Origin of the sequence: Limnohabitans sp., assembly GCF_031539105.1 — a bacterium.
Lineage (GTDB): Bacteria > Pseudomonadota > Gammaproteobacteria > Burkholderiales > Burkholderiaceae_C > Limnohabitans.
Genome location: NZ_JAVKLM010000022.1, coordinates 90,379 through 103,637 on the forward strand (window position 1 = coordinate 90,379; position 13,259 = coordinate 103,637).

Genomic DNA, 13,259 nt, shown 5'->3' on the forward strand with positions numbered 1-13,259 from the left:
AGGCAAACTGACCAAAAAAAGTGTTTACAAGTTTTGACTTTGCGGTAAAGTACTGGTCAAGCATCCAGTTGTTGTTAAACACAGTGACTGGACATCCTCGGTAAGCCTTTGATTTCACGGAGATTTCTCATGAACAACAAACCCATCGTCGCTGACAGCGAAAAAGCCAAAGCCCTGCAAGCCGCCTTGGCGCAAATCGAAAAACAATTCGGCAAGGGCACCATCATGCGCTTGGGCGAAGGCGAAGTGATTGACGACATCCAAGTCGTGTCCACCGGCTCTTTGGGTTTGGACATCGCTTTGGGCGTGGGCGGTTTGCCTCGTGGTCGCGTGATTGAAATTTACGGCCCAGAGTCATCCGGCAAAACCACCCTCACCTTGCAAGTCATCGCCGAGATGCAAAAACAAGGCGGCACTTGCGCCTTTGTGGATGCCGAGCACGCTTTGGATTCGCAATACGCCCAAAAGCTTGGCGTGAATTTGCAAGACTTGCTCATCAGCCAGCCAGACACCGGCGAACAAGCGCTGGAAGTGGTCGACAGTTTGGTGCGCTCAGGTGCGGTGGATTTGGTTGTGGTCGACTCGGTGGCCGCGCTCACACCCAAGGCTGAACTCGAAGGCGACATGGGCGATTCATTGCCAGGCTTGCAAGCCCGCCTGATGAGCCAAGCGTTGCGTAAGTTGACGGCTTCTATTAAGAAGACCAACTGCACGGTGATTTTCATCAACCAAATCCGCATGAAGATTGGCGTGATGTTTGGTTCGCCCGAAACCACCACCGGCGGCAACGCGCTCAAGTTCTACGCCTCTGTGCGTTTGGACATTCGCCGCACCGGCACCATCAAGCGTGGCGACGAAGCGGTGGGCAATGAAACCAAAGTCAAAGTGGTGAAAAACAAAGTGGCGCCTCCGTTCAAAACGGCCGAGTTCGACATCTTGTTTGGTGAAGGCATCAGCCGCCAAGGCGAAATCATCGACATGGGCGTGAACGCCAAGGTCATCGAAAAGTCTGGCGCTTGGTACGCCTACCAAGGCGAAAAAATCGGCCAAGGCCGCGACAACGCGCGTGAGTTCTTGCGCGAAAACGAAGCTCTCGCCTTTGAGATTGAAAACAAAGTGCGTGAATCGTTGGGCATTCCTTTGTTGGCCGGTGGCGTGGAAGCGCCTGCAGCCAAAGAAGAAAAAGCGCCGAAGGCCTCCAAGGCGATCAAAGAAGCGAAAGACGTCAAGGGCGCTGCTGACGCAGATGCCGACGGCGTGGTGGCTTAAGGTTGGATGTTTAACGCCAGTTAAAAACCAGCCTCGTGACACACGACGTCGATTCAAACGAAGAAGAGAAACCTCCGGCGAAAAGGGCCAGGGGGTTCCAAATCTCGCTCAAGGGCCGAGCCTTGCGCTTGCTGTCGCAGCGCGAGCACTCGCGTTTTGAGCTCGAGCGCAAGCTCAAACCGTTTGAAGAAACGCCAGGTGAGCTCGCCGAGGCCTTGGATTTTTTGCAGGCCAAAGACTTCATCAACGAGCAGCGCGTGGTGGAGTCTGTCGTCAACAGCCGCTCTCGCAAGCTCGGTGCATCCCGGGTGCGTCAAGAGTTGCAAGCCAAGGGGTTGCCTGTCGAGGCCATCGCCGAAGCTGTGCAAGCGATGCGCAGCACCGAGCTAGAGCGGGCCCGCGAAGTTTGGCGAAAGAAGTTTGGTGAGCCGCCTGTTGACCAAGCGGCTCGCGTCAAACAAGTGCGGTTTTTAGTGAGCCGCGGCTTTGCGCCCGAGGTGGTGCGCAAAGTTGTGTCAGGCGCAGAAGACTTTTAAACGCCCAACATCAATTGCAAGTTCTGTACCGCAGCGCCGCTTGCGCCTTTGCCCAAGTTGTCCAAACGCGCCATTAGCACCGCATGGCGATGGGTTTCGTTCGCGAAGACGCTAATTTCTAGTTGGTTGGTGTTGTTCAATGCGGTGGCGTCAAATTTACCGTTCTCGGTGGCGGGGTGCACGCTCACCCAGCCGCCTGGATGTTGGCCGTAGTGCTGGGCCAGTGCGTCGTGCAGGTCAGCGGCTTTGGGTTTGCCAGGCAACATGTCTAAATGAATGGGCAGTTGCACCAACATGCCTTGGCGGAAGTTGCCCACCGACGGCACAAACAACGGGCGACGTGTGAGGCCGGTGTAGGCCATGATTTCTGGAATGTGCTTGTGCTCAAGGCCCAAGGCATAAGCTTCAAACAGCGGTGCTTTGCCCGCTTCATAGTCTTCAATCATGGCGCGACCGCCGCCCGAATAGCCGCTGACCGATGGCAGGGCCACGGGAAAGTCGGCAGGTACCAGGCCTGCATTCACCAAGGGGCGCAACAAAGCGATGGCGCCGGTGGCATAGCAGCCGGGGTTGGCCACGCGTTGGGCGTTGACCACGGCGTCGCGCTGGCCAGCAGCCAATTCTGGAAAGCCATAGACCCAACCGGGCGCCACGCGGTGCGCGGTGGAGGCATCGATGATTTTGGGTTTGTGGCCCGTGAGGCTGTCGATCATGGCAACGGAAGCAATTGCGTGATCGTCATGCAAACACAAGATGACCATGTCCACGCCCGCCATGAGCTCGCGTTTGGCTTCCGGGTCTTTGCGTTTGGCGGGGTCAATGCTGACCACTTCGATGGCTGGCATGAGGGCCAGACGTTCGCGAATTTGAAGGCCTGTGGTGCCGGCTTCGCCGTCGATGAAGACTTTAGACATGGTTGTCGCCAAAAAGTACAAAAATGTTGGGCGTCCTTAGGCTGTTGTAAGCCAGTTAAAAGATTGACGCAATGCAGCATGATACAGTCTTAAGGCTTTGTGGGGTGCGGCTCTTCGGTGTCGTAGACCACACAGAATGTTACAAATCCACCGATTACTAAGAGAGATCTCATGAAGATTCACGAGTACCAAGGCAAGGAAATCTTGCGTCAATTTGGTGTGCCAGTGCCACGCGGTATCCCTGCGTTCACGGTACAAGAAGCGGTGGAAGCCGCGCAAAAGTTGGGCGGCCCAGTTTGGGTTGTGAAAGCTCAAATTCACGCGGGTGGCCGCGGCAAAGGCGGCGGCGTCAAAGTGGCTAAGACCATTGATGATGTCAAGCGTTTGGCCGAAGAGATCTTGGGCATGCAGCTCAAGACCCACCAAACCGGCCCAGAAGGCCAAAAAGTGCGTCGCCTCTACATCGAAGACGGCGCCGACATCAACAAAGAATATTACGTGTCGGTCGTGACTGACCGTGCCACGCAAAAGATTGCTTTCATCGCCTCCAGCGAAGGCGGCATGGACATTGAAGAAGTGGCCCACAGCACGCCAGAAAAAATCATCACCGAGTTCATCGACCCGTTGACTGGTTTGGGCGATGCACAAGCCAAGAAGATTGCAGACGCCATCGGCATGCCTGCAGACTCCACCGCTCAAGCCGTGGACATCTTCAAGAAGCTGTACCAGTGCTACATGGAAACTGACGCTTCTTTGGTAGAAATCAACCCACTGAACCGCGACAGCAAAGGCAACGTGATGGCTTTGGATGCGAAGTTCAACTTCGATGCCAACGCTTTGTTCCGTCACCCAGAAATCGTGGCTTACCGCGATTTGGACGAAGAGGATCCTGCTGAAGTAGAAGCTTCTAAGTTTGACTTGGCTTACATCAGCTTGGACGGCAACATTGGTTGCTTGGTCAACGGTGCTGGCTTGGCCATGGCCACCATGGACACCATCAAGTTGTTTGGCGGCGAGCCAGCTAACTTCTTGGACGTGGGCGGCGGTGCTACAGCTGAAAAAGTCACTGAAGCGTTCAAGATCATGTTGGCTAACAAGAATGTCAAAGGCATTTTGGTCAACATCTTCGGCGGCATCATGAAGTGCGACACCATCGCCAGCGGCGTGATCACAGCATGTAAAGCCGTGAACCTGTCCGTGCCATTGGTGGTGCGCATGAAGGGCACCAACGACGAGCTGGGCAAGAAAATGTTGGCCGAATCAGGTTTGCCCATCATCTCTGCCGACACCATGGCCGAAGCCGCAACGTCCATCGTTGCTGCCGTTAAGTAAGGACACCACATGTCAATCTACATCAATAAAAACACCAAGGTCATCACCCAAGGTATCACCGGCAAAACCGGTCAGTTCCACACTGAAAAGTGCATCGAGTACGCAAACGGCAAAAACTGTTTCGTCGCGGGTGTGAACCCCAAGAAGGCTGGCGAGTCCATCTTCGGCGTGCCAATTTTCTCCTCCGTCAAAGAAGCGGCTCACAACACAGGCGCGACCGTGTCCGTGATCTACGTGCCACCAGCCGGTGCAGCTGCTGCCATCTGGGAAGCTGTGGAAGCTGACCTCGACTTGGCCATCTGTATCACCGAAGGCATTCCCGTCCGTGACATGCTTGAAGTCCGTAACAAGATGAAAGCCAAGGAAGCTGCTGGCGGCAAGAAGACTTTGCTGCTCGGCCCTAACTGCCCTGGTTTGATCACCCCTGACGAAATCAAGATCGGCATCATGCCCGGTCACATCCACCGCAAAGGTCGTATCGGTGTTGTGTCTCGTTCAGGCACATTGACTTACGAAGCCGTGGCGATGTTGACCGAAGTGGGCTTGGGCCAATCCAGCGCCGTCGGTATCGGTGGTGACCCCATCAACGGTTTGAAGCACATCGACGTGATGAAGGCTTTCAACGACGATCCAGACACCGACGCCGTCATCATGATTGGTGAAATCGGTGGTCCAGACGAAGCCGAAGCCGCGATGTGGTGCAAGGCCAACATGAAGAAGCCAATCGTGGGCTTCATCGCGGGTGTGACTGCCCCTCCCGGCAAGCGCATGGGCCATGCGGGTGCCTTGATCTCTGGCGGTGCAGACGCGGCAGATGCCAAACTGGCCATCATGGAAGAGTGCGGCTTCATCGTCACACGCAACCCCTCTGAATTGGGCAAATTGCTCAAAGCTCAGTTGAAGTAATCTCCTTCGGGAATTACTAACTCAGAAGCGAGCGGTGTTTTCACCGCTCGCTTTTTTTTGGACTCGCACATCGCCCATTCGCAGGCAAGTGCTGCCTAGAATCCGTGCCCAACTTCCAAAGGACTTGCAATGAAACACACCCTGCAACGCGGCTTCACTTTGATCGAGCTCATGATTGTTGTCGCCATCATTGGCGTGCTGGCCTCGGTGGCTTTGCCCGCTTACCAAGATTACATGATCCGTGCCCGTGTGAGCGAGGGCTTGGGCTTGGCGTCTGCCGCAAAAACCAATGTGTTGGATGTGCTCAACAGCGGAAACATCGCCACGATTGGCACGGATGGCTATAAGACCGGCTACACATTTGGCGGCGCGACCAAGAACATCAGCAAAATCGACATCACCGCAAGCACAGGGGTGATCACCATCACCACAACTGCGGCAGCGGGCGGCGGCAGTTTGTTGCTGGTGCCGTTCACGAAGAGCGGCAGCACAGAAGCAGCGTTACCCGCACCAACAGCCACAAGCGCCTCAATTGATGGCGTGGTGCAATGGAAGTGCATGGCGAAGGATGCGCCAGCATTTGTGAATGTGTCTGTGCCCAGTGATGCTTTGGACAAAAAGTATGTCCCAAGCGATTGCAAATAAGGGCTGCAAACTTTTAACAAGGCGCCTGCGGGCGCCTTTGTTTTGAGGGGTGTGAGTAATAGAAAATCTATCCATGAACTCGTCTACAGCTCAAAGCCTTCTGGCGCGCAATGTCATCCTCATTTTGTGCGTTGCACTGCCCTGGCTTAACCCATTTGCCAACAGTCCGTCCACAGCCGTCATTCCATTATTGGTGAGCTGGATGCTAGCTGCATGTGCATTGCTAGCCGTCGTGGAGTTGCCGCTGGTTAAGCCGCGTTGGACAGCTTTAGACGTGGTGGTGTGCGGTGCGCTATCGGTGTGGCTCGTTGCCTCGTTGTTGTGGGTGCCACAGGTGGTGGATCGTGCTTTGACCGCAGGACTGGTTGCCTCACTCATGTGTGTGTGGCTCATGGCCGCCGTCGTGCGTCGTGCGGCTGTGGATGAGTCACTGTTGCGCTGCTTGGTGGCAGGTTTGTTGTTGGCTGCTGTCATCAGTGCGGTACTGGGCATGCTGCAGTATTTAGGCTTGGCGAGAGAGCTATCGCCTTGGGTGAACCAGCCTGTGAAGGGCGATGCTTTTGCAAATCTGCGCCAACGCAACCAGTTTGCCTCGCTCACCAGCTTGGGGCTGGTGGCCTTGCTGGGTTGTGTGGCTGCGCAGGCAAAGTCGCACAGCATGTCGCGTCTGGCTTGGGTGTTGGCATGGGTGCTGATCAACCTGCTGGCCGCAGGTGTGGCGTGTTCGTTGTCGCGCACGGGTGCCATGCAGTGGGTGCTGGTAGGTGTGCTGATGGCCGCATGGGGTTGGCGCAGCGCCAAGCGAGAGGCTGGTTTTGGCAAGGGCTTGATGTGGCTTTCTCTGGCAGCGCCCGTCTTGGTGGTGGTGTGGTCGGTGGTGATGCCGTGGTTAGCGTTGCAAACCACAGGCGAGTGGGGCGCGAGCATGATCTTGCGTGTGACGGGTCAAGCCCAAGACTACGCAGCATGCGGTGGTCGCCGCGTGTTGTGGGCCAACGTGTTGGCGTTGATTGCGCAGCACCCATGGCTGGGTTGGGGTTGGGGCGAGACCGACTTCGCTCATTTCATGACGGGTTACAGCAGCTTGCGTTTTTGTGACATGCTCGATAACGCACATGATTTCCCGCTGCACTTGGCGCTGGAGTTTGGCGTGCCGTTTGCCGTTACCGTCATCGCGGTCGTCGGCGTGTGGGTGCTGCGCCGCGCACCTTGGCGCGAACAGCATCCATGGCGTGTGATGGCTTGGTGTGTGTTCGCGGTGTTGGGTTTGCACAGCCTGTTGGAATATCCGCTTTGGTACGGTCCATTCCAAATGACCCTGGGTTTGGCCATTGGTTTGTTGTGGGTGACTCCCAGCGCGCAAATAAGTGCACACATCAAGCAAGAAGCACAAGAAGGCCCCATGCTGGTGGCGGCCATTTTGTTCATTGGCTGCCTCTATGCCGCGTGGGACTTCAATCGGGTGGGTCAAATTTACCGACAAGCTGCTTCGCGAGATGCCGCGTATCGTGACAACCCTTTGCACCACGCCAAACAATCGTGGTTATTCAGAAACCAAGCCGACTTTGCCGAGCTCACCACGCAAACCATCACCGCAGACAACGCGGCTGAGTTGTATCCGCAAGCTGTGCGTTTGATGCACTACTCGCCCGAAGCACGCGTGGTGCAACGCGTCATCGACAGTGCCAAGTTGCTAGGGCATGACGAAGAAGCGCAAACGTTGACTGAGCGTTTAGAAGACGTGAAACAACATACACCACGCTAAACTCATCCGTCATATGACCCACACACGTCCCACCCTCTCGGCCATCATCATCACGCGCAACGAAGCGCACAACCTGCACGACTGCTTGCAGTCCATGCATGGCCTGGTCGATGAAATCATCGTGGTGGACAGCCAAAGCACCGATGCCACCGTGGCCATCGCGCAGCAGTACGGCGCCAAAGTGGCACAGCCTGCCGATTGGCCTGGCTTTGGCCCGCAGAAAAACCGTGCGCTTGATTTGGCCACGTGTGATTGGGTGTTCTCTATTGACGCAGACGAACGCGTCACTCCCGAGCTAGCGGCAGAAATCAAACGCGTGTTGCAAGCCGGTGATGCAGATGCGGCCTACAAACTCCCCCGCTTGTCGTCTTATTGCGGTAAGTTCATTCACCACGCGGGCTGGCAGCCAGATTACGTGTTGCGCTTGTTCAAACGCGGCACAGCCAAGTTTTCAGACGACTTGGTGCATGAGCGCGTGTTGAGTGAGCAAACAGTGGTCGCCTTGCGCCACCATTTGCTGCATTACAGCTATCTCAACTTCTCGCAAGTGCTGTCCAAGGTGGATGCTTATTCCAGTGCGTCAGCCAAGCAAGCCTATGCGCGTGGCAAGCGGTCATCCGTGGCCGGTGCCTTGGGCCATGGGGCGTGGGCTTTCTTTCGCACCTATGTGATACGCCGTGGCTTCTTAGACGGCGCACACGGCTTGGCGCTGTCCATCTCCAATGCCGAGACCAGTTACTACAAGTATTTGAAGCTCTGGCACATGCAGTTGGCCGAAGAGGTCGATCCAAGATAAATCGTTCATTGAATTGGCACCGACAGAGTACCCGCTAATCGAAAGCACCAATAGCGTCAGAGTTAGGGAATGCTTGGCGAAAAAGAACTACAAATTACTGGGTTAATTTGAACCCAGCATTGTTTCGAAATTAGGCATGGGCAATGTAGCTGCCCGACTTGCCGCCATGCTTCTCTAGCAAATGCACGTCGGTCATCGTCATGCCTCGGTCCACCGCTTTGCACATGTCGTAAATCGTTAGCAAAGCCACTTGCACGGCGGTGAGGGCTTCCATCTCCACGCCAGTTTGGCCAACGGTTTCAACGGTCGCCGTGCAGTGCACACTGTGCGTGACCTCATCAATGGCAAATTCCACAGCCACACGGGTAAGAGCAAGCGGGTGACACAAAGGAATTAAGTCGCTGGTTCTCTTGGCGGCTTGAATGCCCGCAATACGTGCAATGCCCAACACATCCCCTTTCTTGGCCGTGCCGCTTTGAATCAAAGCCAAGGTGGCGGGCAGCATGGCGATACGGCCCGTGGCCACGCCCACGCGTTTGGTGTGGGATTTGTCAGCCACGTCCACCATGTGGGCTTGGCCTTGCGCATCAAAATGTGTGAGTGTGGACATGCTGAAATTTACAACGGGTTAACATGAAAGCCGCATCATACGGTCCATGGCACACATGCTTTCTTCCTTGCTTTCACCTCACCTGTTACGCCGCTTGGGCGTGCTGGGCGTGTGTACGGCTTTGCTGCTGCCAGTGGCCCCTGCGCAGGCGCAAATTAACAACAACCGCTTGCCCAATTTAGGCGATGGCGCCGAAGTGCCGCTGGGCGTGGAGCGCCGTTTGGGTGAGAGCATTGCCCGCGAAATTTACCGCGACCCTGATTATTTAGATGACCCCGTGCTGGGCGACTACGTACAGTCGATTTGGCAAATCTTGCTTGCCTCGTCACGACAGCGTGGGGAATTGACACCCGAACTAGAGCAACAGTTTGCGTGGGAGGTTTCGCTCATTCGCGACCGCAGCATCAACGCGTTTGCGTTGCCAGGCGGATATTTGGGTGTCCATCTGGGTTTGATTTCGGCGGTCAGCAGCGCAGACGAATTGGCCTCGGTGCTGGCGCATGAGCTCAGCCATGTCACGCAGCGCCACATCGCCCGCATGATTGCGCAGCAAGGCCGCCAAGGCCCGATGGTGATGGGCGCCTTGATTTTGGGCATGTTGGCGGCCAGCCGGTCTGTCAACAGCAGCAGCATCAGTGCAGGAAATGCATTGATGATGGGCGGTCAAGCCGCAGCCATTCAAAGCCAGCTCAATTTTTCCCGAGACATGGAACGCGAAGCCGACCGCATCGGCTACGGTGTCATGACCGAAGCGGGCTACGAGCCGCAAGGCTTTGTCACCATGTTTGAAAAGTTGCAACAAGCCGCGCGTTTGAACGACAACGGCTCATTCCCCTACCTGCGCAGCCACCCCATGACGACTGAACGTATTTCAGATGCGCAGGCGCGTCAGCAGTTGTTACCGGCACGCGCTGCAGTGGCCACCACAACCACACACGCCATGATGTCTGCGCGTGCGCAAGTTCTGGCCAAGCCCGGCGTGGATGCGCTGCGCAGCATCGCGGGGCTAGCCAATGCCACGACGTTGGGCGCTGAAAGCAAACCCAAGCAAGCGGGCGTTTTGTATGGCGCGACCTTGGCCGAGATGGAGCAGCGCAACTTTGCGGCGGCTCGTCAACATCTGGCACGTCTTCAAAGTTTGAATGGCCTAGAGTTGAACGCCACACGTGCCGTGCGTTTGTTGGCGGCCGAGTTGGCTTTGTCGGCCGGAGACGCCTCACAAGCGGTGGCTTTGCTGGAACCCAAAGCCACGGTGATCGCCAACAACGATCGCGCCACGCGTATGTTGCTGGCACGCAGCCGCGTGGGTACACAAAAGCCAGCCCAGGGGAAAACCGCTGCGAGTGATTTGTCTTGGTGGCTCAGCCAGCATCCGCGCGATGCGTCGGCGTGGTTGCTACAGGCCTCGGCATACGAGTTGCAGGGCGATGTCTTGCGTGCCATTCGTGCACAAGCCGAAGCGCGTGCCATGGAGTTGGATTACGGTGCAGCCGTAGATCGGTTCAAGGCCGCACAAACGCTGGCGCATCAAATGGCGAGTGAGGGCAAGCTAGACCGCGTGGGCCACATGGAGGCGTCGATCATCGACGCCCGTTTGCGTGAGTTAGAGCGACTGCGGCGGGAACAAGCGCTCGAGCGCGGCATCAATTAACACGCCAAAGGCTGAGTAAATCAGTGAGCCCAACAGGGCCGAGCCAAAGCCGCGTACCCAAAAGCCATCCAGCAAACCAGCCGCGGCCCAGAACATGAACGCGTTGATGACAAACAAAAACAGACCCAATGTGAGAAACGTCACGGGCAAAGTCAACACCACCAGGGCTGGGCGCACGATGAGGTTAAAAATACCCATCACCAACGCAGCGGCCATGGCCGCGCCAAAGCTCGTGACTTCGACGCCGCTGTAGAGATGCGCCAAAGCCATCAAGGCTGTGGCGTGGAGTACCCAAGTTAAAAGTAGTTTCATTGCATGGTCAGCATAGCATTGCCGCTATCATCCACAGCCCACTTTCACCTTGCTTTCTAGGTAACAAACTCTAACGCGATGGCTGCCATTCACATCACCGACATTGAGGCGGCCATCAACTATTGGCGCGAACAAAAACCCTCGCCCGACGGCGTCACACTCGCGCCCGAAATTCGTGCCTTGGCCGAGGTCTATGCCTTGATGATTTATTACCACCACGACGAAGCGGCTGAGCAAGGGTTTCCTAAAAAAGCCTATGAGGCATGGCTGGGTTGGTACCGCACCACAGCGGATGCGCCCTGCATTGCCATTTGCTCGACTAGCCAAGGCGATGAAGAGTGCAAGGGCTGCGGCCGTACCTTTGAAGAAGTGCAGTACTGGCCAGAAATGTCACCAGGCGAGAAGCGCAGCACCTGGCGACGCATCACCATGATTGGCACGTCTTGGCGCTTCAACAAATACGCTGAGCGGGCGCGGGGCGAGTAAGTTTTTACAGCGCTCTTTACAGCACTATTTCCAGCGCTCGCACTCGATGTCTACGGTGGTCTTGCCGTTGCTCATCATCACCACACCTTCTTGAACTGTCGCTTGCAACTGCATGCTTCGCTCAGCGAGCTTGGCTAAGTCTTGCGAGGCGCTGCTAGGGATGCGCCACACCTGCAATGACGTGGGCTTGATGAGTTTGTTTTGCATGTTCTTCCACCAAACATCACCTGAGCTGGAAAACACATACAACATCACTTGATCAGCTTTGCTACATGCTTTGAGCAGTGGCTTTTCTTCCGGTTGCCCCACCTCAATCCACAAGCGCTTGCGTCCCGTGAAATCGGTCAACATCACATCCGGTTCGTCGGGATTGGACAGGCCAGCGCCAAAGGCCAACACGCCGTCGCCGTTGCACACGTCTTGTAGCAAATGCGCTTGCAATGACAGAGCGACCAAGCGCACCATCATGCGTTCGTCCGTTTCGCTGGGATGACGCGCGAGGGTGAGCGCGTGGTCGGCATAGTAGCCGTGGTCAATGTCAGCGATTTGAACGTTCGCTTTGAAGATGGTGGATTTGATGGCCATCTTGCTTAAACGCGACGCGCCAGTTCGGCGGCTTTGCCCACGTAGCTGCCGGGCGTCATGGCCAGCAAGCGGTCAATGTCGGCTTGCGGAATTTGCAACGAGGCAATCAAACCATGCAGGGCTTCGGCGGTGACAGTTTTGCCGCGCGTCACTTCTTTCAGTTGCTCGTAAGCGCCTTGCACACCATAGCGGCGCATGACGGTTTGGATGGGTTCGGCCAATACTTCCCATGCAGCATCAAGGTCGGCGGCCAACGCTTCTTCGTTGAGTTCGAGCTTGTTCAGGCCGACGCTGAGCGATTGGTACGCCAATGCGGTGTAGCCCAAAGCCACGCCCATGTTGCGCAACACGGTGGAGTCAGTCAGGTCACGTTGCCAGCGGCTGATGGGCAGCTTTTCGCTCAGGTGCTTGAGCATGGCGTTGGCCAAACCCAAATTGCCTTCGGCGTTTTCAAAGTCAATCGGGTTGACTTTGTGCGGCATGGTGGACGAGCCAATTTCACCGGCTTTCAAACGTTGCTTGAAGTAGCCCAACGACACATAGCCCCACACGTCGCGCGACCAGTCGATCAGGATGGTGTTGGCGCGCGCTACGGCGTCAAACAACTCGGCCATGTAGTCGTGGTGTTCGATTTGAATGCTGTAGGGCTGGAACGTCAGGCCCAAGCCCAAAGGCGCAGGCGTTTCCACCACTTTGCGGCTGAAGGCTTCCCAGTCGAAGTCGGGCCAAGCGCTCATATGTGCGTTGTAGTTGCCCACGGCACCGTTCATCTTGGCCATGATGTGTACGCCTGCAATGCGCTCGCGCACTTGTTTCAAGCGGACCACCACGTTGGCCACTTCTTTGCCCACCGTGGTGGGGCTGGCGGTCTGGCCGTGGGTACGGCTGAGCATGGGCACGTCGGCAAAGGCGTGGGCCATCTCGCGCAGCTTGGCAATCAGGCCGTCGAGGCCAGGCAAGATGACTTCATCACGGCCCGCTTGCAATTGCAGGGCGTGGCTTGTGTTGTTGATGTCTTCGCTGGTGCACGCAAAGTGCACAAACTCAGAAGCGGCTTCAAGCTCGGTGTGGCCTTTGAATTTTTTCTTGATCCAGTACTCCACCGCTTTCACGTCGTGGTTAGTGACTTTCTCTTCGTCCTTGATGGCCAGCGCATCTTCGGTGCTGAAGTTCGTCACCAAACTGATTAGATAGGCGCGTGAGGCGGCGCTCAAAGGTTTGAATTCGGCAAAGCCCGCATCGCTCAAAGCGATGAACCATGCAATTTCCACTTGCACGCGGCGGTGCATATAGCCTTGCTCGCTCATCAAGGGGCGCAGCGCGGCGACTTTGCCAGCGTAGCGACCATCGAGTGGCGAGAGGGCGGTGACTTGGGAGATTGCTTGCGAGGTGGCTTGGGATGTATGGGTATTGCTCATACAGCAATTTTAGGTGCATGGCCCAATGGCGATG

The 13,259-nt window shown here is 56.3% G+C and carries 14 protein-coding genes; 9 read left to right on the forward strand and 5 right to left on the reverse strand.

Annotated features, from left to right (window positions below; all coding sequences use genetic code 11):
* The first annotated feature begins 129 nt into the window (after nt 1–129).
* Together recA and recX are read left to right on the forward strand one after the other, a co-directional pair.
* Entirely contained in the window at nt 130–1,269 is a 1,140-nt protein-coding gene (gene recA / locus RMR24_RS06215; RefSeq protein ID WP_310614213.1) for a recombinase RecA, read from the forward strand.
* A gap of 101 nt (nt 1,270–1,370) precedes the next feature.
* On the forward strand, nt 1,371–1,805 hold the full coding sequence (gene recX, locus RMR24_RS06220; RefSeq protein WP_405023316.1) for a recombination regulator RecX: 435 nt from the start codon (nt 1,371–1,373) through the stop codon (nt 1,803–1,805).
* Here recX and argC read toward each other — a convergent pair.
* Nucleotides 1,802–2,719 (reverse strand): N-acetyl-gamma-glutamyl-phosphate reductase, encoded by a 918-nt coding sequence (argC, locus tag RMR24_RS06225; protein ID WP_310614215.1) that lies wholly within the window; start codon nt 2,717–2,719, stop codon nt 1,802–1,804. The genes recX and argC overlap by 4 nt on opposite strands.
* A 171-nt stretch (nt 2,720–2,890) precedes the next feature.
* Between argC and sucC the strand changes: the two genes are divergently transcribed.
* The 5 genes from sucC to RMR24_RS06250 all read left to right on the forward strand — a co-directional run bounded on the left by sucC (nt 2,891) and on the right by RMR24_RS06250 (nt 8,163).
* Nucleotides 2,891–4,051 (forward strand): ADP-forming succinate--CoA ligase subunit beta, encoded by a 1,161-nt coding sequence (sucC, locus tag RMR24_RS06230; RefSeq protein WP_104801911.1) that lies wholly within the window; start codon nt 2,891–2,893, stop codon nt 4,049–4,051.
* Between the two features lie 9 nt (nt 4,052–4,060).
* On the forward strand, nt 4,061–4,957 hold the full coding sequence (gene sucD / locus RMR24_RS06235; protein ID WP_310614216.1) for a succinate--CoA ligase subunit alpha: 897 nt from the start codon (nt 4,061–4,063) through the stop codon (nt 4,955–4,957).
* Nucleotides 4,958–5,086: 129 nt separating this feature from the next.
* Nucleotides 5,087–5,602 (forward strand): pilin, encoded by a 516-nt coding sequence (locus RMR24_RS06240; protein WP_310614217.1) that lies wholly within the window; start codon nt 5,087–5,089, stop codon nt 5,600–5,602.
* 73 nt (nt 5,603–5,675) lie between these two features.
* Nucleotides 5,676–7,367 carry a Wzy polymerase domain-containing protein gene (locus RMR24_RS06245; RefSeq protein WP_310614218.1) on the forward strand — a complete coding sequence of 564 codons (1,692 nt, stop codon included), beginning with the start codon at nt 5,676–5,678 and terminating at the stop codon, nt 7,365–7,367.
* 13 nt (nt 7,368–7,380) lie between these two features.
* Nucleotides 7,381–8,163 carry a glycosyltransferase family 2 protein gene (locus tag RMR24_RS06250; protein ID WP_310614219.1) on the forward strand — a complete coding sequence of 261 codons (783 nt, stop codon included), beginning with the start codon at nt 7,381–7,383 and terminating at the stop codon, nt 8,161–8,163.
* Nucleotides 8,164–8,293: 130 nt separating this feature from the next.
* Here RMR24_RS06250 and moaC read toward each other — a convergent pair whose 3' ends face one another.
* Nucleotides 8,294–8,773 (reverse strand): cyclic pyranopterin monophosphate synthase MoaC, encoded by a 480-nt coding sequence (gene moaC, locus RMR24_RS06255; RefSeq protein ID WP_310614220.1) that lies wholly within the window; start codon nt 8,771–8,773, stop codon nt 8,294–8,296.
* 46 nt (nt 8,774–8,819) lie between these two features.
* Between moaC and RMR24_RS06260 the strand changes: the two genes are divergently transcribed.
* On the forward strand, nt 8,820–10,424 hold the full coding sequence (locus RMR24_RS06260) for a M48 family metalloprotease (protein WP_310614221.1): 1,605 nt from the start codon (nt 8,820–8,822) through the stop codon (nt 10,422–10,424).
* Here the strand turns inward: RMR24_RS06260 and RMR24_RS06265 are convergent.
* The gene (locus tag RMR24_RS06265; protein ID WP_310614222.1) at nt 10,377–10,736 is read right to left on the reverse strand and encodes a phage holin family protein; all 360 of its coding nucleotides are present in this window, start codon (nt 10,734–10,736) and stop codon (nt 10,377–10,379) included. The genes RMR24_RS06260 and RMR24_RS06265 overlap by 48 nt on opposite strands.
* Nucleotides 10,737–10,814: 78 nt before the next feature.
* On the opposite strand from RMR24_RS06265, the gene RMR24_RS06270 reads away from it, so the two are divergent.
* On the forward strand, nt 10,815–11,222 hold the full coding sequence (locus tag RMR24_RS06270; protein WP_310614223.1) for a DUF3717 domain-containing protein: 408 nt from the start codon (nt 10,815–10,817) through the stop codon (nt 11,220–11,222).
* Between the two features lie 24 nt (nt 11,223–11,246).
* Here RMR24_RS06270 and RMR24_RS06275 read toward each other — a convergent pair whose 3' ends face one another.
* Together RMR24_RS06275 and purB are read right to left on the reverse strand one after the other, a co-directional pair.
* The gene (locus tag RMR24_RS06275) at nt 11,247–11,807 is read right to left on the reverse strand and encodes a YaeQ family protein (RefSeq protein WP_310614224.1); all 561 of its coding nucleotides are present in this window, start codon (nt 11,805–11,807) and stop codon (nt 11,247–11,249) included.
* A 5-nt stretch (nt 11,808–11,812) separates the two neighbouring features.
* Entirely contained in the window at nt 11,813–13,225 is a 1,413-nt protein-coding gene (gene purB / locus RMR24_RS06280; protein WP_310614225.1) for an adenylosuccinate lyase, read from the reverse strand.
* Between the last annotated feature and the right edge of the window lie 34 nt (nt 13,226–13,259).

Bases quoted from the DNA above. Each gene is read 5' to 3' on its own strand.
- sucC (WP_104801911.1), top strand. From the start codon at position 2,891: ATGAAGATTCACGAGTACCAAGGCAAGGAAATCTTGCGTCAATTTGGT.
- sucD (WP_310614216.1), top strand. From the start codon at position 4,061: ATGTCAATCTACATCAATAAAAACACCAAGGTCATCACCCAAGGTATC.
- RMR24_RS06265 (WP_310614222.1), bottom strand. From the start codon at position 10,736: ATGAAACTACTTTTAACTTGGGTACTCCACGCCACAGCCTTGATGGCT.
- argC (WP_310614215.1), bottom strand. From the start codon at position 2,719: ATGTCTAAAGTCTTCATCGACGGCGAAGCCGGCACCACAGGCCTTCAA.
- RMR24_RS06245 (WP_310614218.1), top strand. From the start codon at position 5,676: ATGAACTCGTCTACAGCTCAAAGCCTTCTGGCGCGCAATGTCATCCTC.
- RMR24_RS06270 (WP_310614223.1), top strand. From the start codon at position 10,815: ATGGCTGCCATTCACATCACCGACATTGAGGCGGCCATCAACTATTGG.
- RMR24_RS06260 (WP_310614221.1), top strand. From the start codon at position 8,820: ATGGCACACATGCTTTCTTCCTTGCTTTCACCTCACCTGTTACGCCGC.
- recA (WP_310614213.1), top strand. From the start codon at position 130: ATGAACAACAAACCCATCGTCGCTGACAGCGAAAAAGCCAAAGCCCTG.
- RMR24_RS06275 (WP_310614224.1), bottom strand. From the start codon at position 11,807: ATGGCCATCAAATCCACCATCTTCAAAGCGAACGTTCAAATCGCTGAC.
- purB (WP_310614225.1), bottom strand. From the start codon at position 13,225: ATGAGCAATACCCATACATCCCAAGCCACCTCGCAAGCAATCTCCCAA.
- moaC (WP_310614220.1), bottom strand. From the start codon at position 8,773: ATGTCCACACTCACACATTTTGATGCGCAAGGCCAAGCCCACATGGTG.
- RMR24_RS06250 (WP_310614219.1), top strand. From the start codon at position 7,381: ATGACCCACACACGTCCCACCCTCTCGGCCATCATCATCACGCGCAAC.
- RMR24_RS06240 (WP_310614217.1), top strand. From the start codon at position 5,087: ATGAAACACACCCTGCAACGCGGCTTCACTTTGATCGAGCTCATGATT.